General features: G+C 50.2%; 29 protein-coding genes and 1 riboswitch. Of the genes, 25 read left to right on the plus strand and 4 right to left on the minus strand.

The features are described 5' to 3' along the window. Positions 1-7 precede the first annotated feature (7 nt). From mobA to AC0YNZ_RS13190, 10 genes are all read left to right on the plus strand, one after another. A complete protein-coding gene (gene mobA, locus AC0YNZ_RS13145; RefSeq protein WP_475827030.1) occupies positions 8-601 on the plus strand; it encodes a molybdenum cofactor guanylyltransferase in 594 nt (197 codons plus the stop codon). A 52-nt stretch (positions 602-653) separates the two neighbouring features. Further along, positions 654-1,160: an N-acetyltransferase family protein gene (locus tag AC0YNZ_RS13150; protein ID WP_475827031.1), complete on the plus strand. Its 507-nt coding sequence runs from the start codon at positions 654-656 to the stop codon at positions 1,158-1,160. After that, positions 1,157-1,870 carry a metallophosphoesterase family protein gene (locus AC0YNZ_RS13155; protein ID WP_475827032.1) on the plus strand — a complete coding sequence of 238 codons (714 nt, stop codon included), beginning with the start codon at positions 1,157-1,159 and terminating at the stop codon, positions 1,868-1,870. The genes AC0YNZ_RS13150 and AC0YNZ_RS13155 overlap by 4 nt, the downstream gene beginning before the upstream one ends. A gap of 27 nt (positions 1,871-1,897) precedes the next feature. Continuing rightward, positions 1,898-2,350 (plus strand): VanZ family protein, encoded by a 453-nt coding sequence (locus AC0YNZ_RS13160; protein ID WP_475827033.1) that lies wholly within the window; start codon positions 1,898-1,900, stop codon positions 2,348-2,350. Positions 2,351-2,418: 68 nt separating this feature from the next. Beyond that, positions 2,419-3,480 (plus strand): histidinol-phosphate transaminase, encoded by a 1,062-nt coding sequence (hisC, locus tag AC0YNZ_RS13165; RefSeq protein ID WP_475827034.1) that lies wholly within the window; start codon positions 2,419-2,421, stop codon positions 3,478-3,480. Next, positions 3,480-3,917: a hypothetical protein gene (locus AC0YNZ_RS13170; RefSeq protein WP_475827035.1), complete on the plus strand. Its 438-nt coding sequence runs from the start codon at positions 3,480-3,482 to the stop codon at positions 3,915-3,917. Before hisC ends, AC0YNZ_RS13170 begins: the two co-directional genes overlap by 1 nt. A 143-nt stretch (positions 3,918-4,060) precedes the next feature. Continuing rightward, on the plus strand, positions 4,061-4,663 hold the full coding sequence (locus AC0YNZ_RS13175) for a TetR/AcrR family transcriptional regulator (RefSeq protein ID WP_475827036.1): 603 nt from the start codon (positions 4,061-4,063) through the stop codon (positions 4,661-4,663). A gap of 6 nt (positions 4,664-4,669) precedes the next feature. Beyond that, complete coding sequence (locus tag AC0YNZ_RS13180; protein WP_475827037.1) at positions 4,670-5,071, plus strand: DMT family transporter; 402 nt, start codon at positions 4,670-4,672, stop codon at positions 5,069-5,071. A gap of 1 nt (position 5,072) precedes the next feature. After that, the gene (locus tag AC0YNZ_RS13185) at positions 5,073-5,399 is read left to right on the plus strand and encodes a DMT family transporter (RefSeq protein WP_475827038.1); all 327 of its coding nucleotides are present in this window, start codon (positions 5,073-5,075) and stop codon (positions 5,397-5,399) included. 129 nt (positions 5,400-5,528) lie between these two features. Beyond that, positions 5,529-6,206 (plus strand): serine/threonine protein kinase, encoded by a 678-nt coding sequence (locus tag AC0YNZ_RS13190; RefSeq protein WP_475827039.1) that lies wholly within the window; start codon positions 5,529-5,531, stop codon positions 6,204-6,206. A gap of 82 nt (positions 6,207-6,288) precedes the next feature. Here the strand turns inward: AC0YNZ_RS13190 and AC0YNZ_RS13195 are convergent, their stop codons facing one another. Further along, entirely contained in the window at positions 6,289-6,498 is a 210-nt protein-coding gene (locus AC0YNZ_RS13195) for a hypothetical protein (protein ID WP_475827040.1), read from the minus strand. A 326-nt stretch (positions 6,499-6,824) separates the two neighbouring features. Here AC0YNZ_RS13195 and AC0YNZ_RS13200 point away from each other — a divergent pair, with 326 nt between their 5' ends. The 7 genes from AC0YNZ_RS13200 to AC0YNZ_RS13230 all read left to right on the plus strand — a co-directional run bounded on the left by AC0YNZ_RS13200 (position 6,825) and on the right by AC0YNZ_RS13230 (position 13,213). Further along, the gene (locus AC0YNZ_RS13200; RefSeq protein WP_056630853.1) at positions 6,825-7,244 is read left to right on the plus strand and encodes an RrF2 family transcriptional regulator; all 420 of its coding nucleotides are present in this window, start codon (positions 6,825-6,827) and stop codon (positions 7,242-7,244) included. Positions 7,245-7,317: 73 nt separating this feature from the next. After that, positions 7,318-7,629 carry a thioredoxin gene (gene trxA, locus AC0YNZ_RS13205; protein ID WP_110770180.1) on the plus strand — a complete coding sequence of 104 codons (312 nt, stop codon included), beginning with the start codon at positions 7,318-7,320 and terminating at the stop codon, positions 7,627-7,629. Between the two features lie 268 nt (positions 7,630-7,897). Then, positions 7,898-8,680: a glycosyltransferase family 2 protein gene (locus AC0YNZ_RS13210; RefSeq protein ID WP_475827041.1), complete on the plus strand. Its 783-nt coding sequence runs from the start codon at positions 7,898-7,900 to the stop codon at positions 8,678-8,680. Between the two features lie 38 nt (positions 8,681-8,718). Further along, positions 8,719-9,063, plus strand: coding sequence for a DUF2304 domain-containing protein (locus tag AC0YNZ_RS13215; protein ID WP_110770181.1), 345 nt, complete (start codon positions 8,719-8,721; stop codon positions 9,061-9,063). After that, positions 9,063-9,407, plus strand: coding sequence for an EamA family transporter (locus AC0YNZ_RS13220; protein WP_110770182.1), 345 nt, complete (start codon positions 9,063-9,065; stop codon positions 9,405-9,407). The genes AC0YNZ_RS13215 and AC0YNZ_RS13220 overlap by 1 nt, the downstream gene beginning before the upstream one ends. A 30-nt stretch (positions 9,408-9,437) precedes the next feature. After that, a complete protein-coding gene (locus AC0YNZ_RS13225) occupies positions 9,438-10,706 on the plus strand; it encodes a phospholipid carrier-dependent glycosyltransferase (protein WP_475827042.1) in 1,269 nt (422 codons plus the stop codon). A 134-nt stretch (positions 10,707-10,840) separates the two neighbouring features. Then, on the plus strand, positions 10,841-13,213 hold the full coding sequence (locus AC0YNZ_RS13230) for a YcdB/YcdC domain-containing protein (protein ID WP_475827043.1): 2,373 nt from the start codon (positions 10,841-10,843) through the stop codon (positions 13,211-13,213). 545 nt (positions 13,214-13,758) lie between these two features. Here AC0YNZ_RS13230 and AC0YNZ_RS13235 read toward each other — a convergent pair. Continuing rightward, entirely contained in the window at positions 13,759-13,902 is a 144-nt protein-coding gene (locus tag AC0YNZ_RS13235; RefSeq protein ID WP_181426031.1) for a hypothetical protein, read from the minus strand. 240 nt (positions 13,903-14,142) lie between these two features. Here AC0YNZ_RS13235 and ychF point away from each other — a divergent pair, with 240 nt between their 5' ends. The 3 genes from ychF to prmC all read left to right on the plus strand — a co-directional run bounded on the left by ychF (position 14,143) and on the right by prmC (position 17,811). Beyond that, positions 14,143-15,243, plus strand: a complete 1,101-nt coding sequence (gene ychF, locus AC0YNZ_RS13240) for a redox-regulated ATPase YchF (RefSeq protein ID WP_475827044.1) — start codon at positions 14,143-14,145, stop codon at positions 15,241-15,243. A 249-nt stretch (positions 15,244-15,492) separates the two neighbouring features. Further along, positions 15,493-16,563, plus strand: a complete 1,071-nt coding sequence (gene prfA, locus AC0YNZ_RS13245; protein WP_475827045.1) for a peptide chain release factor 1 — start codon at positions 15,493-15,495, stop codon at positions 16,561-16,563. 222 nt (positions 16,564-16,785) lie between these two features. Next, complete coding sequence (gene prmC / locus AC0YNZ_RS13250) at positions 16,786-17,811, plus strand: peptide chain release factor N(5)-glutamine methyltransferase (protein ID WP_475827046.1); 1,026 nt, start codon at positions 16,786-16,788, stop codon at positions 17,809-17,811. Positions 17,812-18,181: 370 nt separating this feature from the next. On the opposite strand, the gene AC0YNZ_RS13255 is transcribed toward prmC, so the two are convergent. Further along, entirely contained in the window at positions 18,182-18,619 is a 438-nt protein-coding gene (locus AC0YNZ_RS13255) for a carboxymuconolactone decarboxylase family protein (RefSeq protein ID WP_475827047.1), read from the minus strand. 135 nt (positions 18,620-18,754) lie between these two features. Then, entirely contained in the window at positions 18,755-19,627 is an 873-nt protein-coding gene (locus tag AC0YNZ_RS13260; protein ID WP_475827048.1) for an RNA polymerase sigma-70 factor, read from the minus strand. A gap of 254 nt (positions 19,628-19,881) precedes the next feature. Here AC0YNZ_RS13260 and spoIIR point away from each other — a divergent pair, with 254 nt between their 5' ends. The 5 genes from spoIIR (at position 19,882) to rpiB (ending at position 24,191) form a co-directional block, all read left to right on the plus strand. Continuing rightward, complete coding sequence (spoIIR, locus tag AC0YNZ_RS13265) at positions 19,882-20,646, plus strand: stage II sporulation protein R (RefSeq protein WP_475827049.1); 765 nt, start codon at positions 19,882-19,884, stop codon at positions 20,644-20,646. A gap of 469 nt (positions 20,647-21,115) precedes the next feature. Beyond that, on the plus strand, positions 21,116-22,177 hold the full coding sequence (locus AC0YNZ_RS13270) for an L-threonylcarbamoyladenylate synthase (RefSeq protein ID WP_475827050.1): 1,062 nt from the start codon (positions 21,116-21,118) through the stop codon (positions 22,175-22,177). 122 nt (positions 22,178-22,299) lie between these two features. Further along, positions 22,300-22,860 carry a manganese efflux pump MntP gene (locus AC0YNZ_RS13275; protein WP_475827051.1) on the plus strand — a complete coding sequence of 187 codons (561 nt, stop codon included), beginning with the start codon at positions 22,300-22,302 and terminating at the stop codon, positions 22,858-22,860. Between the two features lie 41 nt (positions 22,861-22,901). Then, on the plus strand, positions 22,902-23,480 hold the full coding sequence (locus AC0YNZ_RS13280) for a low molecular weight protein arginine phosphatase (protein WP_110770192.1): 579 nt from the start codon (positions 22,902-22,904) through the stop codon (positions 23,478-23,480). Between the two features lie 71 nt (positions 23,481-23,551). Beyond that, positions 23,552-23,633, plus strand: a riboswitch (ZMP/ZTP riboswitch). A 99-nt stretch (positions 23,634-23,732) separates the two neighbouring features. Continuing rightward, on the plus strand, positions 23,733-24,191 hold the full coding sequence (rpiB, locus tag AC0YNZ_RS13285) for a ribose 5-phosphate isomerase B (RefSeq protein WP_475827052.1): 459 nt from the start codon (positions 23,733-23,735) through the stop codon (positions 24,189-24,191). Positions 24,192-24,194: the final 3 nt, after the last annotated feature.

Here is a 24,194-nt window from a genome sequence, read left to right on the forward strand (position 1 = left end):
TGAAGAAATGGGGAAGCATCAGATTCACAGCTTGATACTGGCCGGCGGACTAAGCACAAGGATGGGGACGGATAAGGCGCTGCTGCCCATTGACGGCAAGCCGCTGCTGTACCGGCTCGTACAACAATTATCCGGCCTAACGCAGCATGTCACGATTTCGGTAGGGTCGCCGGAGCGCGAAGCGCTCTACCGCGAAAGCCTCGGCGACTTGGGAGAGAAAGTGAGCTACGTCACGGATCGCTTTCAAGGCTGCGGTCCGTTATCGGGCTTGCACGCCGGCTTATCGTCAATCGCAGAAGGCTACGTATTCATCATGGCCTGCGACATGCCGCAGCTGTCTGAAGAGCTGCTTTCGCTGCTTATGGTTCATACGGATAGCGGAGCAGACGTCATACATGCATCCGGACAGCCGTTTCACGCGCTTTATCACGTAAAAATTGCCCCGGAAATAGAGGCTGCGCTTAAAGACCAGGATTACCGTTTAATGAAGCTGCTCCAAAGGCTTCGTACCGCTGAAGTGAATATGCGGGAGAATGGTCTTGCATCGGTGTTTACGAACCTGAACACGCCGGATGATTACAATAAATATATAGCGGAGTAAGGGTACGAACGGACTGGTTTTTGATATCAAATACGGGTAAGAGGTGACAAGCATGTCCAGACAACTGCAATATGAGATTGTCGACGCGCAGCTAAGCGATCTGGAGCGCATTGTCGACATTTATAATTCAACGATAGCAAGCAGAATGGTGACGGCGGACTTGGAGCCGGCGACAGTGGAGAGCAAGAAAGCCTGGTTCGATGAGCATTCAGCCGATTTCCGGCCGTTATGGATACTCCGTATCGGAGGGGAAATTGCGGCGTGGTTTAGCTTTCAATCGTTTTATGGCCGGCCGGCCTATAATGCAACGGCTGAAATCAGCATATATATAGCAGAGCCATACCGCGGCCGCGGTATCGGTTCGGTGCTGGTCCGGAAGGCGATCGAGGAGTGCCCTCGTCTAGGGCTGAGCACGCTGCTTGGCTTCGTGTTCGGACACAATGAACCGAGCTTGGCGCTGCTTCGTAAGTTTGGATTTGAAGTATGGGGGCATTTGCCTAAGGTAGCGGTGCTCGACGGCGTAGAGAGAGATCTGGTTATCGCGGGTAGACGCGTATGAAGCGAACGCTGGTCATTAGTGATATCCACGGCTGCTATACACCGTTTAATGATCTGCTATCTCTAATGAACTACTGTCCCGGCGAGGATCAGCTTGTTCTGCTCGGCGATTTCGTCGACCGCGGCCCGATGAGCAGGGAAGTGGTGGATCAGGTCATTCATTTGGTTCAAAAGGATGGGGCGATTGCTATTCAAGGCAATCATGACGAGCGGCTCGTTGACGTTATGCTGGAGCGGAGCGAGCTGGCGCTGCTGAAGTTTTCCGGTCATGGAGGCAGGCAGACGGCGGAGAGCTATTCCGGCGTGAGACAGGGCCCCATTGAGCATGTAATCGAATGCGCAAGAATAGCTGTGCAGGAGCGCTATCCGCATCACATGACGTTTCTCGACAGCCTGCCTTACTATCATGAGGATGAACACTTTATTTATGTGCATGCCGGTCTTAATCCGAATTATTTGAATTGGAAGGAGCAGCCTTCCAGAGACTTTCTCTACATCAAACAGCCGTTTCTTAACAGACCGACCAATGTGAGCAAAACGGTTATTTTCGGCCATACCAAAACGATCGACATTCACGGAAAGCCGGACATCTGGTTCGGGCAGGGCAAGATTGGCGTCGACGGCGGCTGCGCGACCGGTCATCAGCTTAACGGATTAGCGATTACCGGAAATGATGAATTTAACGTATATTCTGTGCCTTGGAGACTGTAAGCCTGTCGATATAATGAGGTGAAAAGGATGCGTTTGTACCCGAATGCTCATTTCAAAAGCTTACTGTTCAATTTATTTCTGACTGCGCTCGCTCTGAGCTACGCACTTATGATGGGATGGCTATTATTTTACCGCAATCGTTATTTTCTTGAAGGCTATAACTATAATCTTGTACCGTTCTACACGATAAAAAAATATATCGTATTTCATGATTATTTCAGTTTTGAAACCTGGTTCAAAAATTTGTTCGGAAACATTGTCTTATTCATACCGATCGGTCTTTTCCTGCCATTATTAAATACGAAATATAGACGAGTGTTTATCCTCACCGCAGTGTCCATATTGATGATTACGGCCGTCGAGCTTACTCAGATGCTGGCGCGGGTGGGGAGCTTCGACATCGACGATATTATTCTGAATACATTCGGGGCGCTGCTTGGCCTGCTGATGACTAAGTCTGCCGTCCGCAAGGCTCTGTAATTGGGATGCATATTAATGTTAAAATAAAAGCAGCTATTGGAAGCCGATAACGAAAGGAAGATTAACCATTGAGTAAATTTTGGAGTCCGCTGACAGCGTCGCTGGTACCCTACGTGCCGGGTGAACAGCCGAAGGATAAAACGTATATTAAGCTCAACACGAACGAGAATCCATACCCGCCGTCCTCGAAGGTAACCGATGCGATTACGGGGGCGGCAAACGCCGATTTGCGTCTATATCCCGATCCTACCTGCGATGTGCTTGTTCAGGCTGCTGCCAATTATTACGGGCTGCCGGCTGAACAGGTGTTTGTAGGCAACGGCTCGGATGAAATATTAGCGTTTGCTTTCGCGGCCTTTTTCGATCCGGCCAACAAGCTGCTTTTCCCGGATATTACCTACAGCTTTTATAAGGTTTATGCGAAGCTGTACGGGTTGCAAACGGAGCTTATTCCGCTGGACGAGCAGTTTAATGTACAGGTCGAAGCCTACCATTCGGATAATGGCGGCATCATCATTCCGAATCCGAATGCGCCGACGGCTCAATTGCTCCCGCTCGAGGACATTCGCACGCTGCTTGAAAGCAATCCGAATCAGGCCGTCATCATAGACGAAGCGTATATTGATTTCGGAGGACAGTCGGCGGTGGAGCTGATTACGGATTACCCGAATTTGCTCGTCGTTCAGACGCTCTCGAAATCACGTTCGTTAGCGGGCTTGCGCGTCGGATTTGCTTTTGGCAGCAAGGAGCTGATCGAGGGACTGAACCGGATCAAAAATTCATTTAACTCCTACACACTTGACCGCCTCGCCTTGGCTGGCGCCGTTGCTTCGTTTGAGGATGATGCTTATTTCCGGGAAACGACTGCAAAGGTTATCGCTACGCGTGAGCGGGTGACGGAGCAGCTGCTTACGATCGGCTTTAAGGTAACCGATTCTAAGGCGAATTTCGTTTTCATCTCGCACAAGGCGATAGCGGCCAAAGACATATTCCAGCAGCTGCGCGACAAGGGCGTGCTTGTGCGTTACTTTGATCAGCCTCGCATTAATGAATATTTGCGGGTGAGCATCGGAACGGATGAAGAGATGGACGCCTTTATTCGAGCGGTTCAAGAAATCGTGGGCGAGTAATGGAAGAGGCTGCGAAGGAGCAGGCGTTATTCAGACGGTCGATGCGGTCGGTACTGGTACTGAGTATCGTCTATGCCGCGGCAGGAAATGTTTTTCTGTATTCCGCATACTTTAACAGCGGGATTGTGAAGTGGAGCTACATCATTTGTACGCTAATGATATTCGCGTTCACTTTGCCCATCGTGAAGTTATTCCGGAATCGCCATTGGTACTTCCCGGCTTTCATCTTCCTGTTCTGGATTCCGTTTAGCGTCCTGCTTGCTTACGTGCTTAGCCAAGTGCTACCGGTATCGGACAATTATGCCGATCTTGGGCTGCTGCTCGTTTATTTCCTTATTTTGAATGTCGTCGTTATGGTACTCAGTATCGCGTTTGGCATGACTATTAATGGATGCTGGATACTGTGGAAAAGAGCTAAACGCTCCAAAAAGCATTAAATCATAAGCCATGCATGTTCTCCTATGAAAGAGGAGCATGCATGGCTTTTTCGTACCTTGACTTTTTGGCTGTTCCGTCATAAAATTTACCTAACTAACGTTCGTTAGGCAAGCGTGCGAACATGTATAACGGAGGAATGATGATGAGTACCGGGCCTACTACGGCTGAACGAATCAAGCAGGCGGCATTAACGATGTTTACGGAATCCGGCTATGAAGGAGCGTCCTTATCTGAAATTGCCAAGGCGGTCGGCATCAAGACGCCGTCTATTTATGCGCATTATAAGTCGAAGGAGCAGCTCTTCCTGCAGCTTGTTAAGGAAGTGATCGTTGAAGAGCGGAAGCAATATATGGAGCTCCTTCAGGCCATTGCGCAAGAGCCGATTAAAGATCAGGTCTATCGATTATTTGAGTTTTTCACCGATCTTAAACATATAACGACCGGGCAGGCCTTCTTAAAGCGGACGATTCTGGTACCGCCGCGTCATTTGCGGGATCAGCTGAGAGATGATTTTATGCGCTATGAGAATGAGTTGACCGAAGGTATTGCAGTCGTGCTTCATAAGGGAGCCTCCGCGGGGCTGTTTGACAGTCAAGAGGAAGAGAGGCTCATTGCCGTCTTTTACGTATGCGTCGATGGTCTGCTCGTCGAAAACCAATTATATGAGGAAGAACTGTTCGAAAAAAGGAAGCAAATGGTGTGGCTGTCATTATGGCAGCTTTGGACAATGACAGCGAGAGGGTGAATAACGATGCAGTGGATTTTTTTGCTGCTGGCCGGCTTTCTGGAGGTTGGCTGGACGTTTGGTCTTAAATATTCGGAGGGCTTTACGCAGCTTGTGCCCAGCATCATAACTGTAGTACTGCTTGCGGCAAGCTTTATGCTGTTTGCCCGCGCGATGCGGACGATCGAGATCGGGGTTGCATATGCGATGTTTACAGGGATGGGTACAGCGGGCACTGTCATAGCGGGCATCCTTGTTTTGCATGAACCGGCTGACTTTTGGCGTTTGTTTTTTATCACTTTGTTAATCGCAGGCATTGTCGGGCTAAAGCTCGTGTCGAAGGATAAGCCGGTGCCGGTGCCGGTTACAGCGCCTGTGGCGGCACCGGTCATCACGAGCGGCAAAGAACGTGAAAAGGTGGGCTCTTAATATGGCATGGGTCTTTTTAATTATATCCGGCTTAGGAGAGGTCGGGGGCGTTACTTTTATGAAGCTGTCTGACGGATTTAAGCGCTGGAAGGGCACCGTAGGGGCGCTTGCTGCAGGCTTCGTGAGCTTTTTCTTCTTATCTAAAGCGCTGCAGACGATTCCGATTAGTACGGCTTACGGGATTTGGACGGGGATAGGCTCGATTGGCAGCGTCTTGCTCGGCATGATCGTTTTTGGCGAATCAAGAGATTGGCGCAAAATGCTGTTCTTATCCATGATTATTGCTGGCGTTGTCGGTTTAAGGGTTGTAAGCGGAGGCCATGCATAATATTTATAAGAAGGAGACCGTGATGAAGAGCTGGAAAGCTTCTTATCCCGGTCTTTATTTTTGCGGCGGGTGGTCTTACAATGAAAGGAAATAACGTTCGTGGATAGGAAGAAAGGAGATCTGCTCATAATGGAGGAGAAACGGCTGGAGAAGCTCATTGCGCTCACGGAGCAGTCGCTGCTCTCAGACTTAGAGTTGAACAGCATCGACAGGGCGGATCCGATTCGCGTGGAAGAGACGCCGCGGGGCTGGGAGCTGCTCGGAGCCGGCAACTATGCGGGCGTATTTACTCATCCCCATTATCCGGATATTGCGGTGAAAGTATATGCGCCCGGCCGCGAGGGGTGGGAAAGGGAATGCGAGGTATACCGGTTAATCGGCAATCATCCCGCCTATTCGATGTGTTACCATGCGGGGGAGCATAACGGTCATTATTATCTGATTTTGAAGCGCTTAAAGGGAAAGACCTTGTACCAATGCATCATCGACGGGGTGGCCATACCGAAAACGGTCATCGAAGATATAGACCAAGCGCTCGACTATGCCCGTTCCCGCGGCCTGTATCCGCATGACGTGCACGGGAAAAATGTGATGGTAAAGGATGGGCGCGGCATCGTCCTCGATATTTCTGACTTTTTGAAAGAGGAGCCCTGCACGATGTGGGAGGATTTGAAGAGGGCATACAATCGGATCTATATGCCCTTCTTATCCAAAAAACCAAGACCGGTTCCTGAATGGGTGCTTAACGGCGTTCGCAAAGGCTACCGGTGGATGAGGAATTCTTCCGTGACGGGACGCTCGTCCTGAATGCGAAGCAAGAGCAGCGGCTCCCGCATGGGCAGCCGCTGCTCTTGCCAAGCCTTGCTGTTAGAAGCTTTGCTCCCTTGCGTTAATGCTCCCCGTCAAAAGCGTCAAGAAGCACCTTGGCCTGATCGGCATCCTTTTTAAGCACATGAATCCGTCTAAAGGAATTGCCTTCAATGGTAATTTTGGATTTCAATCCATTTGATTTGAAATGGGCCTGCAACCGGTCGATTAGCTCCGATCTAGAACCCCCTTCCGTACGAACGGGTATCCAACGATTCCAAAATAATGCCATTATGCGTCACCTCCTTTAAGTTTTACATAGTAAAACTAGGTTAGGAAGCAGGTGCCTTCCGGCCTTGGTTGGCCAAACCGAATGAGGAAGCACGGTTTAATTTCATATTTCATATTTATTCAGTGAAAGCGTTCAAACATGACAATGAGCAAAAAAATTATTTAAAGCTTATTTAAAACTTATTTAAAGCACCATTACCCAAAATTTGATGCAGAATAACTGTGTAAGCCGTGCCGTATGCTAAGAAAGGGATTTGGCGACCTGACTATTGACAAGCGTAACTGTAACTGATAAAATTACAGTACAAAGCAGGGAGGCCCTACAAAGTGAACAGCGAATTTACGATTGCCGTACACAGTCTCGTTTATTTGGCTTATTTGCCGGACAGGATGGCGAGCAGCGATATGATTGCCGAGAATGTAGGCACACACTCTGCGCGTGTCCGGAAGGTGATGAGCGGTTTGCGCCGCAATGGGTATGTGGATACGCGCGAAGGCTCAGGCGGCGGCTATAGGCTGACGATTGATCCGAGCGTGGTGACGCTGGCCGATATTTATCGTGTAATGGCCCAGGGCTCGCTTATTCCGAGCTGGTGCTCGGGCAATCCGGAGATGGATTGTGTCGTTGGATCGAATATGAATCAGGTGATGTTCGGTATATTTTGCACGGCGGAGAAGCAGCTGGAAAGCCATTTTAGCGCGATAACGATTGAGGATGTGCTGAAGCAAATTCACGCATGCGGTTAGCAGATGATGTTTCAATTAGCGGTGAGACGGGTATTCCCTTTATCATACAATTTGTTTGGAGAGGATGATTGAAATGGCAGTAGCATTGACGAAAGAAAACTTTAACGAGACCATTCAAAGCGGCGTTTCCCTTGTAGATTTCTGGGCACCTTGGTGCGGACCTTGCAAAATGCAGCTTCCGATCGTTGAGGAGCTTTCCACTGAGCTGGAAGGCCAAGCGGTAATCGCTAAAATTAACGTTGACGAGCAGCCTGAGCTTGCATCGCAATTCGGCGTTATGAGTATCCCGACATTGATTTTGTTCAAAGACGGCCAGCCCGTTGACAAAATGGTCGGCGTTCAAAGCAAAGATGCTTTGAAAGCAAAAATTTCCGGTCAAATGTAAGCAACATATTGAAACAAACTTTCGTCTAAAGATCGTCTGGTATCAGTCAATGGCTGATTACCAGGCGGTTTTTTTATTTATTATCTTCAAATCTATCAAACATTAATTACAAATTTAAGAAGCATTTGGGTAGAATTGCCTCGGAATTTGCGCATTTTTTACACATTTTCACAAACGTTTTATTGCTTTCTAATAGAGTAATCTAGTAGAATTGGTATAATTGTGCGCATCGGCGTACCCAAATTATGATTTATGGAGTGGTGATGAAGTGAACGCAGTCATTACAAAAAAGGACAGCACGGTTACCGGAGAGTCCCTGCGGCAAGGCAAAACGTCTTCAAAAATATTGATCATTATTCCGGCTTATAACGAGGAACACAGCATAAGCCACGTGATCCGCGATGTGAAGACGCATTGTCCGTCTGCCCATATATTGGTCATCAATGACGGATCGAAGGACCGGACTCGCGAGGTAGCTGAAGCAAACGGTGCGGCTGTTGTTACACTTCCGACTAATCTGGGTATTGGCGGCGCGATGCAGACCGGATATCGTTATGCACATCGTTATGGCTATGATGTTGCCGTTCAGGTGGATGGAGACGGACAGCATAAAGCGGAGCAGCTCTACCTTATTTTAGAGCCGGTGCTGAGCGGGAAAGCAGATCTGGCGATTGGCTCACGTTTTATCGAACAAACGGGTTTCCTGTCGTCGGCGACACGGAGAGTCGGTATCAAAATTTTGTCTACGATTGTTAGCGCGATGACGCGCAAGCGCGTCCTTGATGTGACATCGGGATTTCGCGCTGCCAACAAGCATGCGATTTCCGTATTCCAAAGCGATTATGCGACAGACTATCCGGAAGTGGATTCCATCGTGCTTATTCATCGCAGCGGACTTAGGACGAGCGAGGTTGCCGTTGTTATGGATGCGCGCACGGGAGGGACTTCATCTATTAATGCGATGCGGTCGGTATATTATATGGTTAAGGTTACGCTGTCGTTGTTTATTCGCAGTCTGAAGGCAGCGAAGCCGGTCGAGGTCCAATCGTAATAAGAAGTGAGTTTTGCTTTAAATAAGGAGGATACACCATGCAAGCCTTGTGGATTATCACAAGTGTAGTTTTTTTGTTCGTACTGATTATGTTGATTAACCGTAGATTGCTGCGCGAGCAGTACTCGATGCTGTGGCTGTTGTTTGGTGTAGTTATGCTTATTTTGTCGGTCCGGGTACAAATTATCGATGCTTTGGCAGATGCGGTGGGCATTGATTATGCGCCGGCATTGCTGTTTTTAGTCGGTATTTTGTTCTGTGTCATGCTTATTCTGCATCTTACGGTCATCGTATCGAAATTATCGGAGAAGGTCATCCGACTTACGCAAGAGCTTGGTATTTTGCATCATGAATTGCATGAACGCAAAAGGTCGGAATCATAATGGCGTATATCGTATTGTTTTTTAATATATTGCTGCTCGTCTCTGGTCAATTATTGTGGAAAATAGGAATGAATAAGCTGGATACGGCAAAGGGCGAAAGTTGGGTATCGCTGCTATGGTCTCCGCATATTTGGTCGGGGCTCGTATTATATGGCATTGCGACGGTTTTGTGGCTGTATGTTCTTAAGAAGCTGCCGCTTAGCCTGGCCTATCCGCTGCAAAGTACGGCGTATGTCATAGCTTTGGTTGCGGCTGTCTTTATATTTCACGAATCGGTGCCGCTGCAGCGCTGGATTGGTGCTGCAATTATTTTGACCGGCGTCGTTGTGCTCGCTTGGAAATAGCTTAGCTTTTGTTAGGATTGAGGAGGATTCATGAAAGTGGTGGATTGGGTTAGAAATAACAAAGCATGGACGATAGCGGTCGTCCTTATTTTTTTGCTTGCCTTCTGGCTGCGGGCTGACTTCCTTACTTCGGTTAAGCATACCGTATCGCATGATACGAAGTATTATGACGAGATGGTGCATCGGCTGCTCGATAAAGGCATCTATGCCTATAAGGAAGAGGTTTCTAATGCGAGGGTAACGCCAGGATACCCGTTATTTATGACAGGCATGTATATCGTGGCCGATCAACTCGGAGCAGAGCCGTTTCCGCTTATTCGATGGTTTCAGGTGCTGATCAGCCTAGCGTCATTAATTCTGATTTACATGATTGCGATGCAGGCTGCAAGAAATAAATGGGTTGCGATTGTTTCGTTGTTTATCGGAGCGATTTACCATCCTTTTATTTGGGCGAACGGGGCCGTTCTTACCGAAACGCTTGCGTTATTTTTTCTAATGGCCTACTTATCTATGCAGCTTTATGCCTTTCGTACACAAAGGAAGCGCGATGCAGCGCTTGCAGGCGTTTTATTAGGGCTTACCGTACTTGTCAGAGCTGAGTTTTTACCATTGTTTGTACCGCTATATGGGGTGTTTTTGATGCAGCAGTGGTTTAAGCCCGGATCAGACAAGCTGGCGGAGTCAGCCTCCAAGCTGGCTGTTTTCAAAAAAATCGCATTGTTAGGTGTCATTACAGGTCTTTGCCTATCGGCGACGATGCTCCCTTGGTGGATACGCAACGTTGTGTCGTTGAATGAATTTGTATTGACGGCTTCGCAGTCTAATCCGTTTAAAGCCGGTACATATCCGAACAAAGATTATTCCGACAAAATCGTTGTCCAAAACGGCATGTCGCAGAACGAATATGCTTGGGCGCGCATTAAAGCAGGCTTCACTCAGCAAACATGGAAATATGTAAAGTGGTATACGGTCGGAAAGCTCAAATATACGTATTCGCATATGTTCTTCGGCTCCGGGCATTCCCCGATTTATCATGCCTATCCGAAAGTAGCTGAATTGCACATACTGATCGTATACAGCACAATTATTCCACTGCTCGCGCTGATATGGAGATGGAGACATCCGGCCGTCATGCTGGCGGTTGTCATCATTATTATGACGATGATTAGGCTCGTGTTCGTACCGGAGTACCGGTATAACTTTACGGTGATGCCGTTGTTTATCATTTTGTCGGCGTGGCTTGGCGTGTATATTTTGCAGAAGATAGGGTCTTATATTTCACGTAGAAAAACAGCTTAAGTAACAGAGATGAAAGACTGCCCTGAGGTTTTAAGACCGGGGTGGTCTTTTTTGATTTTTCGCTGCAACTTCCCTGTTAAACGGCACGTCTAGTTTATGAATAAATTGGAAAAGCATTGGAGGGTGAATTAGTGATGAGAAATAATCGAAAGAGGCTGGCAGTGATGCTTTCGGCAGCGATGCTGATGAGCGCAATGCCGGCATCGGCGTTTGCTGAAAGCGTTAGCAATCCTGCCGGGACGAATGCGGCGGCCGATTCGGGGGGAGAAGAGATGGACGAAGCGCTTGCGGCTCCCGTTGATGTAGCCATAACGAAGGAGAAGGCGGAGGCGCTGGCTAGAAAGCTGGTGAGCATACCGAAGGAGTATGTGCTGCAAGGAGCCAATCTTTCTATGGAAATGCTGGCTGGCGGGAAACGCAACGCCTGGGGACTCGACTTCGTGAAGAAAGTAAACGGCAAGTATTTGGGCACCATTTACGTTCGTATTCATGCAGATAGTGGACAGCTGCTCGAATTTAGCTCCTATACCGATAATCCATCTGCCAAACCGACATACCCGCTTAAGGTTGAACGCGATGCCGCACAGCAAATTGCTCTCCAATTCATCCAGACGATAGCTGCCGATTACAAAGAGCAAATCCAGTATAATCCGGATTACGGGGTGCAGCTGCTGCCGCCGCTGACAGGCGAGGTGCTGCACTCGCTGCGCTATGACCGTCTCGTGCAGGATATTCCATATGTTGATAACTATATAGAGGTTGATGTCGATAGCGAAGGTCATATCCGGCGGTTTTCCCTGTTGTGGGATGATACAATCCGCTTCCCGAAAGTCGACGCGAAGCTAACGGCGGAGCAGGCAAATGCCAAGCTTCGTGCAGCGGCGGCGCCGCAGCTTACGTATATCGTTCCATATAATATGCAGGGAAAAAGAAAGCCGATGCTAAGCTATGAGCTGCAGCCTTTATCCATTGATGCAGTTACGGGCGAACTAAAGGGGGAATCGGATTTTTCGTATTACAGAGCAGGCACGGTGTCTGATACGCCTGTGACCGTGAAGCCGTTAGGCGAGGCGCCTAAGGCGGGGACGGTGACGGAGAAGCAGGCAGTGGATACGGTGAAAGCGCCTTTCAACCTGCCTGCCGGAGCGGAGCTGAACGGCTCGAACTACAGTGAAAATATGAACGAGAGCATTGGAACGACTGAAGCGTATTGGTCTTTGAACTGGACGATCAAGAAGGACGGCAAGGAGGTTGGGTCCGCTTCGGCCACTGTTGACGGGCGCACAGGAGCTGTTCGTAGTTTTTACTCCTACGCGTACAACGAGCAAGTGCAGTCAGGAAGCCCGAATGTGACGCTGGAACAAGCATCGGCGCTCGCGGTTGAAGCTGTGAAAAAGCATTTGCCATGGCTGACTCACGAGCTGTATTTCGTTAAGCCGGATCCGAAGCAGTATGAGGGGCTTAGCATAGGCGAGAACCGCCAATATTATTTCAACTTTGTGCACAAAATTCATGGCGCTGCGGTTGAGTATGACAATATCAACGTAGCGATCGATACGCGTACAGGGGAGATTGTCAATTACGATGCTTACTTATCGAGCTTTGATTATCCGGCTAAAGCGCCGGCATTGATCGAGAAGGAGAAGGCTGTCGACAGCTGGTTAACGTATTACCGCACGCAGCTGACATATCGCCTGGTTCAGCAGTTTTCATGGAACGGACAGCCGATTCCGATCGAGAAATATAAAGTCATGCTTGCTGCAGGTGAAATAAAGGGCGACGAGGTTGAAGCGACTACGGAAGCCGAGCTCGTCTACCGATTGGTGCCGAGGCTGATCGATGAATCGGTGTTTCTTGACGCAGAGACAGGCGGCTGGCGCAACCGGGAAACGGGAGAAGCGACGCAGCTTGAGAAGCCGAAAGCACTGGATATTGAAGGGCACTGGGCACAGCGTCAGCTGGAGCTGATGGTTGCTTATAAAGCGCTTGATGTGAAAAATGACAAGGTGCGTCCGAACGAACTGGTCACGCGCGGCGAGTTGATCAAAATGCTGGTGCTCGCCAGAAACAGCGGACGTAAGCCGAGCTTGTACTACGGATCAGGGGATCAAGCTGCGGCGAAAGCTTCCTTTAATGATGTTGCGGCGGATTCCAGTTATTTCGTATACGTAGAATCCGCCTTGGAGCAGAACCTGATCGATGTAGGCGACGGCTCCTTTAATCCAAGCGGCAAAGTATCGCGCGATGAAATGGCCGAGCTGATCGTGCGCGCGCTCGGCTATAACGCGCTTGCGAATCACGATCAAATTTTTAAAGCATCATTTAAGGATTCGGCGCAAATCGAGAACAAAGGGCAGGCGGCGATCGTCGTCGGTCTAAAAATCATGACCTTGGCTGACGGCAAGTTTCTCCCTAAGAAGCAGGTGACGCGAGGCGAAGCGTCTGCTGCCTTCTTCCGCTACCTGCAATCGCGAGCCGAGCTGCAGGAAGCTCCTCTTCGGATGTAGTGCGCAGCGGAGAGGCGGCATGATTCTTAAGAATGATTAGCGTTAACAAGTTAACTCAGGCTGTGCTAGTTAACTTTGGACAATAACACCTGCCGCGTCCCCGGGTCCGTGACGCCGGCCAAGCCCGCCGCGCCCGTCAGGTCCGCGACGCCGACCAAGCCTGCCGCGCCTGCCGGGTCCACGAAGCCGGCCAAGCCCGCCATTTGTTTAGTTTGATTTTGAGCATCTAATTGTGCATACCGGATGGTTGGCTGCCGATTAATTCGATATGGTCGACTTAAATAGGGTTTTTCAAAAGAACGATTAAAAACAGGGCATTTAAGTCGGCGAAATCAACTTAAATACCCTGTTTTTCTGGAATAACTCGGATTAGTTCGCTCAAATCAACTTAACGGTTTCCTATATGGAAGGAATAAAATTTGCCTGTCTGCAAAAGCATTGCCTATTCTGATTTCATTGGCCATCCCATGGCATAGTAAAGGCTTGGAAGCCGCCAGTCATGAGCTGGTGGTCCCCAGGCCTTTTTGCTGTTTGATGGACGACAGTTAATCCGTTTTCTTCTTTTTAGAGCTAAAGTTCGTTACGGACTTCGCATCCTCGATCGTATCATTGACGAATGCCATATCCTGATTTTTCGCTTTCATATGAGTAGTCCCTTTGTAATTTCCTTTGTGCGACTGATTTTCCATAAGGTCACCTCCTCGCAAGCTTGTGCTACAGTAGTATTTCCGCAGCCGGGTAAATCATTCTCAAATACGGCAGGACGGGGATTCAGGTCTGCTGTTAATTGCTCGAATCCAAATGAACTTATTCCCTCTAAAGCCTGTTTAAAGTGGCTGCTGTTACCCGTTGGCACTTTCAATGTAGGTGGCGCTGGGGTATAATAGCTGAAGTTGTTTACTTTCGGGAAAATAGGGGTGTCTTATCGCATGGCATTGAAAGCAGGAATAGTGGGTTTGCCCAACGTCGGCAAATCGACATTGTTTAACGCAATTACGCAAGCTGGAGCAGAATCTGCCAATTATCCATTTTGTACGATAGATCCGAACGTTGGCGTTGTTGAGGTGCCGGACGAGCGCTTGAACAAGCTGGTTGAGCTTGTCGTGCCTAAGAGCATCGTACCAACAGCATTTGAGTTTGTCGATATTGCCGGCCTCGTAGCAGGCGCGAGCAAAGGGGAAGGACTCGGCAACAAGTTTTTGGCGCATATCCGTGAGGTTGACGCGATTGTTCATGTTGTTCGCTGCTTCCAAGACGACAATATTACGCATGTATCCGGTAAGGTTGATCCGATCAGCGATATTCAAACGATTAATTTGGAGCTTATTTTGGCAGACATTGATTCTGTTGAGAAGAAGATCGAACGCTCGCGTAAAAACTTAAAGGGCGGCGACAAGAAGGTTGCCCAAGAAATCGAAGTGCTTGAGCGTATCAAGGAAGCTCTTTACAATGATAAGCCTGCCCGCAGCCTGGAGCTAAGCGATGACGAGAAGGTGCTCATTCGCGATCTGCACTTGCTGACGATGAAGACCGTATTGTACGCCGCGAACGTGAGTGAGGACGAGGTTTCAAATACAGACGGTAACGAGTATGTTCAAAGGGTGCGGGAGTTCGCGGCCGAAGAAGGCGCGGAAGTGGTGCCGATCAGCGCGAAGGTTGAAGCAGAAATTGCCGAGCTTGAGGGCGAGGACAAGGAGATGTTCCTTGAAGAGCTGGGCATGTCGGAATCCGGCTTGAATCGTCTGATTAGCGCAGCGTATAAATTGCTTGGACTGTATACCTACTTTACGGCGGGCGTTCAAGAGGTTCGCGCATGGACCATTCGCAGCGGAACGAAAGCGCCGCAAGCGGCAGGCGTCATTCATACGGACTTCGAACGCGGATTCATTCGTGCCGAGGTTGTTTCCTTTACCGATCTGGCAGCTGCCGGCTCGATGGTTGCAGCCCGTGAGAAGGGTCAGGTTCGTCTTGAGGGTAAGGAATATGTTGTGCGTGACGGAGACGTTATCCATTTCCGTTTTAACGTGTAAATAGATTGGGAATAATATGGCCCTGTAAGTGCTGCATTGCGCTTATGGGGCTTTTGGTTTATGGGAAGTAACAGAAGGCAATCGGCGGGCGTAGTAAGGCAGAGCGGTTAATGATTATGGCTTTGAGCGGAAAAAGTTCGGATTTTGGGCGTGCTTACCGTATTGTTAATCCAAACCAGCAGTCGATAGAAATTCGTTGATATGGTATAATGAACATTATCCTAATGGAATAAACAGAGGTGAATGATCGTGTTTGACCGTTTACAAGCACTCGCAGACCGGTACGAGAAGCTGAGTGAGCTATTGTGTGATCCGGATATATCCAGTGATCCCAAGCGGCTTAGAGAGCTTTCCAAGGAGCAGTCAGATTTGCAAGAGGCGTATGACGCCTTTACGGAATATAAACAAGTTACCGGGCAGCTGGAAGATGCTAAGCTGATGCAGGCAGAGAAGCTCGATGACGAAATGCGCGAAATGGTAAAGATGGAAATAGACGAGCTAAGCAAACGCCAAGCTGAGCTTGACGAGAAGATTCGCATCGTATTGCTTCCGAAGGATCCGAACGACGATAAGAACGTTATCGTCGAAATCCGGGGTGCGGCAGGCGGCGATGAAGCGGCTTTGTTCGCTTATGAGCTGTACCGCATGTATACGAAATTTGCAGATGCGCAAGGCTGGCGCGTTGAGCTGATGGATTTCAGCGAGAATGATCTTGGCGGTTTCAAAGAGGTTATTTTCATGATTACGGGCAAAGGCGCTTACAGCAAGCTGAAGTTCGAGAGCGGCGCGCATCGCGTACAGCGTATCCCGGTGACGGAATCCGGCGGACGCATTCATACCTCGACTTCGACGGTTGCCGTTATGCCGGAGGTTGAAGATGTAGAGGTTGAAATTCTCGACAAGGATATTCGTGTTGATACGTTCTGCTCCAGCGGAGCGGGCGGTCAATCCGTTAATACGACGAAATCCGCGGTACGCGTTTTACACGTTCCGACGGGTATCATGGCAACTTGTCAGGACGGAAAATCTCAAAATGAGAACAAGATAAAGGCGCTGGCAGTCCTTCGGGCCCGTATTTCCGATGTTCGCCGTCAAGAGGAAGAAGCGAAATATGCTGGCGAGCGGAAGAGCAAGGTCGGAACGGGAGACCGCAGCGAACGGATTCGTACGTACAATTTCCCGCAAAGCCGTGTAACGGACCACCGTATCGGATTGACGCTTCATAAGCTGGATTCAGTTATGAACGGCGATCTATCGGAGGTTATCTCGTCGCTAACGATTGCGGAGCAAGCTGATCTTATGGAACGTGAAATGGCTTAACAAAAGTTGCGCTGGGCCGCTGAATGCTTACGATAAGCAAACAGCGGTCCGGCGTTTTGTTAAAATATAAGAATTTATAAGTTTCACATTTATAAATAAGCTTATGTTTCACCGCGAAACGAGCTGTTGCCGCCTAAGGACGGCAACAGCTGTTTACGCTTGTGATTAGGACAATGAACGCAAGGGTACGCATGCGGGTTTTGTTGAAGGAGCGTTGAAGGAATGAACGAAATAAAGGGTGTGCAATGGTTTGCGCTGCCGTTAACGATTCGTGAGGCGAGTATGCGCGCAGCTTCCCTATTGAAGGCGGAAGCGGTAGAAGAGCCCCGCAATAACGCTGAGCTGCTGCTTATGCATCTGCTCGGCATCGACCGGGCTGCGCTGCTTCGCGACGGAGGAGATTCGTTTCCAGCGGATAAGCTTGCCGAATGGGAATCGCTCGTGCGCCGCAAGGCGCTTGGGGAGCCGGTCCAATACATGATTGGCGAGCAATGGTTCTATGGCCGGCCGTTTGCCGTCTCGCCGGCGGTGCTCATTCCTCGTCCGGAGACGGAGCTGCTCGTTGAAGCCGTGCTTGAGGCAGCCGACCGCCTCTGGCCGTCGGCAAGCGGTGCTATGAGCGGCGAAGCGGAGAGCGGAAGTGCGGGCGCGGGCGCTGACCGTGCCGGGATACAGGGCAGCGGGCGAGAGCAGGCGCCGACGGTCGTTGACGTCGGCACAGGCAGCGGCGCCATCGCCGTGACGCTAGCTGCGCAGCGTCCCGCGTGGCGCGTAAGCGCGTCCGATCTATCGCCGGACGCGCTGGCAGTCGCCCACGCGAACGCGGTCCGCCATGAGGCGGCGGACCGGATGGCTTTCGCGCAGGGCGACCTGCTCATGCCCTTCATACCCGGGCATGAGCCAAACACCATGCCGCACGACAGGCTGCGCATAGACGTGCTTGTATCCAACCCGCCGTACATTCCGTCGGCGGATATGCCGGACCTGCAGCGCGAGGTGCGCGACTATGAACCGCATCTCGCGCTGGAAGGCGGGGCGGACGGCTTAGATCCTTACCGCCGCATGCTGGAGCAGCTTCCGCTGCTCGCGCAGCTGCCTCGCATCGTCGCCTTCGAGCTCGGCATGGGCCAGCCTCGCATCGTAGCAGACATGCTGCGTTGTCTGGGCCGCTGGGATGACATCCGCATCATTAATGATTACGCCGGAATCGAACGTCACGTCATCGCAATCCAGTCGCAGCCGCATTGAGATTTTTCTCGCAAAAAAAGGATGCCTCCGAAAATTTAATTTCGGAAGCATCCTTTTGTACAAATCAGTATGCAAGAAGATGCCAGCAGGAGAAGGACTCCGGCTAAGGCAAGCTTAGATCTATTTTTTAAACCTATTTAGCCCTATTTCAATTTTTGGGGTTATATAGGTCTATTTTTTAGACCTATCGGACGAAAAAAGGACTTTATCTGGCGATTCAGGGGAAATTGGCTGAATTAGATCCAAAAAATAGACCTATTCCCCTCAATGGAGATAAAGAGTAAAAAATAGATCTACTTATTAGTTTTAATCCACTGCGATGCTTATCTCCCGCCTCTAAAGCTTGCCTTTGCCTTCAAGCCGATTCCCCTTACTCCGGCATCATATTCGTGCTAATCGCAATACGGTTCCAGGCGTTGATCGTGATGATCGCCATAATGATCTCGCCTACCTGCTTGCTGTCGAAATGGCGGGCAACCTCATCGTACACCGCATCGGGCACATGCTCCTTCGTAATGACTGTGACAGACTCCGTCAGGGCGAGCACCGCTCTCTCCGCCGGCGTGAAGTAAGGCGTATCGCGCCAAGCGCTCAAAGCATATATCCGCTGCTCGGTTTCACCTAACGCTCTGGCGTCAGTGGTATGCATATTAATGCAGTAGGCACAGCCATTTATTTGCGACGCGCGAATTTTAATCAATTCCTTCAGCTGTTTGCTGATGCTGGTGGTGGCCAAATATTTTTCGAGACTGCTCATCGCTTGATAAGCGGCGGGTATTTCTGTGATTATAGCGGTTCTTTGTGTCATGGTTTTCATTCTCCTCTACGATCCGATTTGTCGGCCTCAAGGGCCCATACGAATGACTTCACTATTTAAGACAAAGTACCGTATCCGGTTGTGACAGAGATCCATGGATTTGAAAAAAATTTTTCGCCGATGTGTCTAATCGGGCTGGACATGCGTCAGCTTGTCCGGGTTCAGCATGACGAATATCCGCTGAGCCTTCTGCCGGGACTCGTCCAGTTGGAAGCTGATGACGCTTCTCGGCTTGCCGTCCTTCATGACGATGATGCCTGCTTGTCCGTTAACGACGGCTATTTGTTGAGCGTCGCCAAGGAAGGTTTTCGGGATAACGCCCTGCAGAAAGGCCATGACGCGATCTCTGCTGTTGATAGCGAAGATAGCCGCGCGCACCTTGCCCCCGCCATCGGAAATAAGGACGGCTTCTTCTGTCAAAAGCGTAACCAGCTTGCCGAAATTTCCTGAGGCGGCGGCCTCAATAAAGGCAGCCGCGAACGGTTCGGCTTTGACCGAGTTTACCGGAAGCGAGCTCCTTTCCTGCTGCAGCTTGTCCTTGGCCCGGCTAAAAATTTTACGGCAATTGGCTTCCGATTTCTGCAAGATCGCCGCTATTTCCCCGTATTCATACTGCAGAGATTCCCTGAGAATGAATACAGCCCTCTCGACCGCCGACAGCTTCTCCAGCATGACAAGCAGCGCATAGGAGATCGACTCATGCTCTGCGTAAAGTTCCGCCGGGTCCTGCCGGATAGCGCTTACGTCAGGCTCAGGGAGCCACTCTCCGACATATACCTCTCTCCGCTTACGCGCCGATTGGCTGAGATTCAGGGAGCGGTTGGTTATCATCCGTATTAAGTACGCTTTTTCATTGTTGATATTATGGGGGTCCAGCCGGCTGAAATCCGCAAATACATCCTGAACCAGATCCTCGGCTTCGCTGTAGGAGCCCATCATCCGGTAAGCGATCGAATGGAGCAGCGGCCGATATGCCGTATAGACTTCATCAAAATTCATTTATGCATCCGTCCTTATCTTGTGCAAAATAGAGGAGTTATTTCCATTCTTACAATTTTTGCCTTCATGCTTACTAAGGTAATTATAACCTGCCGGGCGGCTGAGCTGAACCGTTTATACGGGTTACTGTTTACGATTGAAAATAGATAGATTGCTAGGTTTATATATTCCCATTGGCGGACATACTGACGGATAGATACGTTCCGGAACGCAAGCAGACGCACTGACGGGTGCGACGAGAGGAGCTTGTGTGTATGTCCAGCCATTATTCCATTCATTCCTATTCCAATATTTCGAAATCCGCTCATTCTAATTCGGTTAGTTCTAATCGGTTTGTTTACCGTAAATCATACGGCTTTATTATTTTTGCACTTATCATCTTAATTATGAGCTGGGAAGCCCAGCAGATGGATGCGGCGGTCGCAGGCGGCCAAATTCCGCAGGAAGCGATACGCCTCCGTATTTTAGCAAACTCCGATAATCCTGCCGACCAAGTCGTGAAGCGCCTGGTGCGGGATGAGATCGTTAAAGCGATGAACGGCTGGGTTAAGGCTCCACAGACAATTGAGGAAGCACGCCAGACGATTATCGCCCATATGCCTGAGATTGAACGGATTACAGCGCAGGTGCTCGAGAGCCGCGGCTTTAACTACGGTTCCTCCGCAGAGCTGGGCATGGTGCCTTTCCCGACGAAAATGTACGGCAATGAAGTTTATCCTGCCGGCGATTATGAAGCGCTCCGCATCACGCTTGGCGAAGGCGGGGGACAAAATTGGTGGTGCGTGCTGTTCCCGCCGCTTTGCTTCATTGATGCTGTGAGCGGCGAAGCATCGGCAGCATCCTCCACTGAAACAGCGCAGCCGGCAATGGCGAAGGCTGATGCAAAACCGGAGAAGGCATCAGCGCTGCAAGCTGCTCCGGCGGATGCGCCTGCTGATGGTGCAGCGCCTGAAGCGAAATTTTTCCTCTGGGAAATGATCAAATCCCTTATCGATTGGATTAAATCGTTGTTTGCATAAAGAACGGGGCTGTCTCAAAAGGTCTAAAAACCTAAGAGACAGCCCTTTTTTTGATTTGTGCAGGCGGGTGTATGCGGCCGATTCGATAATGTAAAACGTAATTTAGTTTCGTTTCACAAAACTAAATCGCGCTCGGTTTGCGAGTGCGTCGGATTAGCTCTATTTTGCAAACGTAATCTGTTATTTTTAGAAGCTGCACTCCCAGTACGCTGTATAATTAGGCAAAATCAAACTAAAAGGCCGCTATCGGATAACGAACTTCAATATAGTTTTAGGAAATCGTATTAAACTGCCGGGCGGTGAACGGTGAACGGTGAACGGTGAACGATGCTTAGGCCTGGCAGTGAAATGAGCTCCTGCAGCCTTTTGGTTTATGAGACAGCTCCGTTTCTGCTCGTACCCGGATGCATATGCTATAATAGCGGAAGAATGGACAATTTAATTTTAGGGCAAGGATTGAAGGATAGAGATGACGATAACAAACGTATGGCGCGTGAAGCAGGCGAGCGGTGAACAGCTTGGCTCGAAGCTTTCGGAGGCTGCAAAACAGCTAAGAGAAGGCGGTCTTATTGCTTTCCCGACGGAGACGGTTTACGGGCTTGGGGCGGATGCCCGGAGCACAGCGGCTGTCGAGCGGATATTTGCCGCAAAGGGGCGTCCTTCGGACAATCCGCTAATTGTGCATATTGCGCACCGCGAGCAGCTTCATGAGCTGGTGCTGCCGTATCCAGAGCTTGCCGCAGCGCTTATGGACCGCTTTTGGCCGGGGCCGCTCACGATTGTGCTGCCTGTACGTGCCGGGGCGCTTTCGCCGCTCGTAACGGCAGGACTGTCTACCGTGGGCATTCGGATGCCGGATCATAGAGCGGCGCTTGCGCTGCTCGCGCAAGCGGGCTGCCCGGTTGCCGCTCCGAGCGCGAATCGCTCGGGAAGGCCAAGCCCCACGCTGGCGGAGCATGTGCTGGAGGATTTGGATGGGCGAATCGATGGCGTTGTCGATGACGGACCGACGGGCGTCGGTTTGGAATCGACCGTGATCGAGCTGGATGGCGATCATGGGATTCGTATATTGCGTCCCGGAGGGATTACGCTTGAGGCGCTGCAGCAAGCGGCGCCGGGCGCAGCAATCGATAGCGCGAGCGTAGATGAGCCGGAGACGGCGCCGCGTTCCCCGGGCATGAAATATACGCATTATGCGCCGCAAGGCGAGCTGGAGCTCGTGCTGGGAGATCCTGAAGCCGTCGTGACTTATATTCAAGGGCAAGTGGAAGCTGCGCGATTGCGCGGCGAGGTTACAGGTGTGCTCGCCTTCGAAGAGCGGCTTGTCCGCTATGAGGCAGACTGTGTATTGTCGCTGGGCAGTGAGGCGGATCTCGGTGCAGCCGCCCATCTTCTTTATGCGGCACTGCGTGATTTTGACGGGGCTGGCGCACAGCGCATTTGGGCGGAGGGCAGCAGCGGGCAAGGCATTGGTGCCGCTCTGATGAACCGGCTGGCGAAGGCGGCAGGCAACCGAATCATTCGCGTTTAGGCGCAGCCGCAGGTGCAATTTCGGATTTATACTAAAATTCAGCTTGAAACAGCAAAGTATGTTTGTCCTCATGTCCGCATATGTTTGGTAGAGAATACTTGCGGACATGGGGGAGATTGGCTGTGGTTGACGCACAGGTACATGCCGGGCAATTTATAACGCTGCTCATCATAGCATTGGCGCTCGGTCTGGATGCTTTTTCGCTTGGAATCGGGATTGGGCTGAAAGGTATTCGTCTCGTAGATATTTTGAAGCTTGGCATCGTTATTGCATTGTTTCATGTTATAATGCCGCTGGCAGGGATATATACCGGGCAGTATGTAAGCGGCTTGCTCGGAGATGTGGCAACGACCGCAGCCGGCCTGCTGCTGGTGCTGCTCGGCGGACATATGATTTACAGCTCGCTGCGCGGAGAAGCGGTACAATCCTTTGACCACCGGTCTTTATGGGGTCTGCTGGTGCTTTCGATTAGCGTTAGCATCGATTCCTTCTCGGTTGGCATCACGCTCGGGATGTTTGCGGTCAATATGTGGACGACGATTTTGCTGATTGGTTTTTTTGGCGGGCTTATGTCGGTGTTTGGCTTGATGCTCGGGCGTAAAGTAAGCGGTAATTTCGGCGAATACGGCGAAGCCATTGGCGGAGGGATTTTGTTCATCTTTGGCATTTTGTTTATTTTTTGATCGACAGACAGCTTTGATTAGGGGAAAAAGGAGTTGGCAGTGTGAAACGTATATTATTTGTTTGTACAGGCAATACGTGCCGCTCGCCGATGGCGGAGGCTATGCTGCGCCGGATGGCTGCTCTGAGAGGCATTACGGTTGCCGTTCGCTCCGCGGGGATATCCACCATCGATGGTTTGCCGGTCTCGGCACATGCCGTTGAGACGCTCAGGCAGCGGGACATTGCGCATAACAGCACGTCGCTTGCGCTGACGAGCGAGGCGGTCGGCTGGGCTGATATTATTTTGACGATGACGGCAAACCACAAACGGGGACTGCTGCAATGGCATCCGGAGGCGGTAGACAAAACCTATACGCTGAAGGAATACGCGAATCAGGATGCCCGGATGCTCGCCGATATCGAAGAGCTGGAGCGGCTGTATTCGGAGCTTCATATGAAGCAGGCACTTGGTCAGCAGCTGACTGCGGGAGAAAGAAGCCGGCTGCTTGAGCTGGAGCGCCGTATTCCAAGCTTCGACATCGTGGATCCGTTCGGGGGCTCGCTCTCCATTTACAACAGCAGCGCGAATGAAATCGAGGATGCGCTCGTAAAGCTGCTGGACAAGCTTGCAAAAAGATAATTATGCGTTTGCCCGCATCAAATTAGATTGATTTTTCATGCCGCTTCGGCTATTATGAAAATACAAAATACGGTTTCCGATGTAACTGGCGACGGAAGTGGGTTAACCACGGTGGAGCATCGGAATATACGGCCGGTCGCCTGGGCAAAGAGCAGCATGCTGATAAGCATGTCTTGCTCTTTTTTTCGTCTTTTTTCGCAAAAACAGGTATACTAGCACTGTGAAGTTTCATTTCGAAGGAGGTCTTTTACGTTGAAAATTGCTATTGGTGCCGATCATGCAGGTTACCGTTTGAAGGATGAGGTTGTACCGTTTCTTCAATCGCTGGGTCATGAAATTGAAGATGTCGGTTGCAGCTGCGACCAATCGGTTGATTATCCGGAATATGCATTACCCGTGTGCGACCTTGTTACGAGTGGCAAAGCAGAACGCGGTATATTGATTTGCGGAACAGGCATCGGGATGTCGATTGCGGCTAATAAGGTGCGGGGCATCCGCTGTGCTTTAGTGAGTGATATGTTCTCGGCCAAAGCAACCCGCGAGCATAACGATACGAACGTATTGGCGCTTGGGGAACGTGTTACCGGCCCTGGAATGGCTCTGGAAATTATTCGCATTTGGCTTGAAACGCCTTTCTCAAACGGAGAGCGTCATGTCGGCCGGGTAAATAAAGTGATGCAAATTGAAGAACCATATATCAGCCAGTCCTAATTA

The sequence above is a fragment of the Paenibacillus sp. J2L1-98 genome, from assembly GCF_056269405.1.

Excerpts from the sequence above, each read along its gene's own strand:
- AC0YNZ_RS13260 (WP_475827048.1), bottom strand. The coding sequence starts at position 19,627 with ATGAATTTTGATGAAGTCTATACGGCATATCGGCCGCTGCTCCATTCG.
- AC0YNZ_RS13235 (WP_181426031.1), bottom strand. The coding sequence starts at position 13,902 with ATGGAAAATCAGTCGCACAAAGGAAATTACAAAGGGACTACTCATATG.
- AC0YNZ_RS13220 (WP_110770182.1), top strand. The coding sequence starts at position 9,063 with ATGGCGTATATCGTATTGTTTTTTAATATATTGCTGCTCGTCTCTGGT.
- AC0YNZ_RS13170 (WP_475827035.1), top strand. The coding sequence starts at position 3,480 with ATGGAAGAGGCTGCGAAGGAGCAGGCGTTATTCAGACGGTCGATGCGG.
- trxA (WP_110770180.1), top strand. The coding sequence starts at position 7,318 with ATGGCAGTAGCATTGACGAAAGAAAACTTTAACGAGACCATTCAAAGC.
- AC0YNZ_RS13160 (WP_475827033.1), top strand. The coding sequence starts at position 1,898 with ATGCGTTTGTACCCGAATGCTCATTTCAAAAGCTTACTGTTCAATTTA.
- AC0YNZ_RS13270 (WP_475827050.1), top strand. The coding sequence starts at position 21,116 with ATGACGATAACAAACGTATGGCGCGTGAAGCAGGCGAGCGGTGAACAG.
- AC0YNZ_RS13185 (WP_475827038.1), top strand. The coding sequence starts at position 5,073 with ATGGCATGGGTCTTTTTAATTATATCCGGCTTAGGAGAGGTCGGGGGC.
- spoIIR (WP_475827049.1), top strand. The coding sequence starts at position 19,882 with ATGTCCAGCCATTATTCCATTCATTCCTATTCCAATATTTCGAAATCC.
- AC0YNZ_RS13225 (WP_475827042.1), top strand. The coding sequence starts at position 9,438 with ATGAAAGTGGTGGATTGGGTTAGAAATAACAAAGCATGGACGATAGCG.
- AC0YNZ_RS13195 (WP_475827040.1), bottom strand. The coding sequence starts at position 6,498 with ATGGCATTATTTTGGAATCGTTGGATACCCGTTCGTACGGAAGGGGGT.
- prmC (WP_475827046.1), top strand. The coding sequence starts at position 16,786 with ATGAACGAAATAAAGGGTGTGCAATGGTTTGCGCTGCCGTTAACGATT.
- AC0YNZ_RS13180 (WP_475827037.1), top strand. The coding sequence starts at position 4,670 with ATGCAGTGGATTTTTTTGCTGCTGGCCGGCTTTCTGGAGGTTGGCTGG.
- AC0YNZ_RS13155 (WP_475827032.1), top strand. The coding sequence starts at position 1,157 with ATGAAGCGAACGCTGGTCATTAGTGATATCCACGGCTGCTATACACCG.
- AC0YNZ_RS13255 (WP_475827047.1), bottom strand. The coding sequence starts at position 18,619 with ATGACACAAAGAACCGCTATAATCACAGAAATACCCGCCGCTTATCAA.
- AC0YNZ_RS13190 (WP_475827039.1), top strand. The coding sequence starts at position 5,529 with ATGGAGGAGAAACGGCTGGAGAAGCTCATTGCGCTCACGGAGCAGTCG.
- AC0YNZ_RS13230 (WP_475827043.1), top strand. The coding sequence starts at position 10,841 with ATGAGAAATAATCGAAAGAGGCTGGCAGTGATGCTTTCGGCAGCGATG.
- AC0YNZ_RS13215 (WP_110770181.1), top strand. The coding sequence starts at position 8,719 with ATGCAAGCCTTGTGGATTATCACAAGTGTAGTTTTTTTGTTCGTACTG.
- AC0YNZ_RS13150 (WP_475827031.1), top strand. The coding sequence starts at position 654 with ATGTCCAGACAACTGCAATATGAGATTGTCGACGCGCAGCTAAGCGAT.
- ychF (WP_475827044.1), top strand. The coding sequence starts at position 14,143 with ATGGCATTGAAAGCAGGAATAGTGGGTTTGCCCAACGTCGGCAAATCG.
- mobA (WP_475827030.1), top strand. The coding sequence starts at position 8 with ATGGGGAAGCATCAGATTCACAGCTTGATACTGGCCGGCGGACTAAGC.
- AC0YNZ_RS13175 (WP_475827036.1), top strand. The coding sequence starts at position 4,061 with ATGAGTACCGGGCCTACTACGGCTGAACGAATCAAGCAGGCGGCATTA.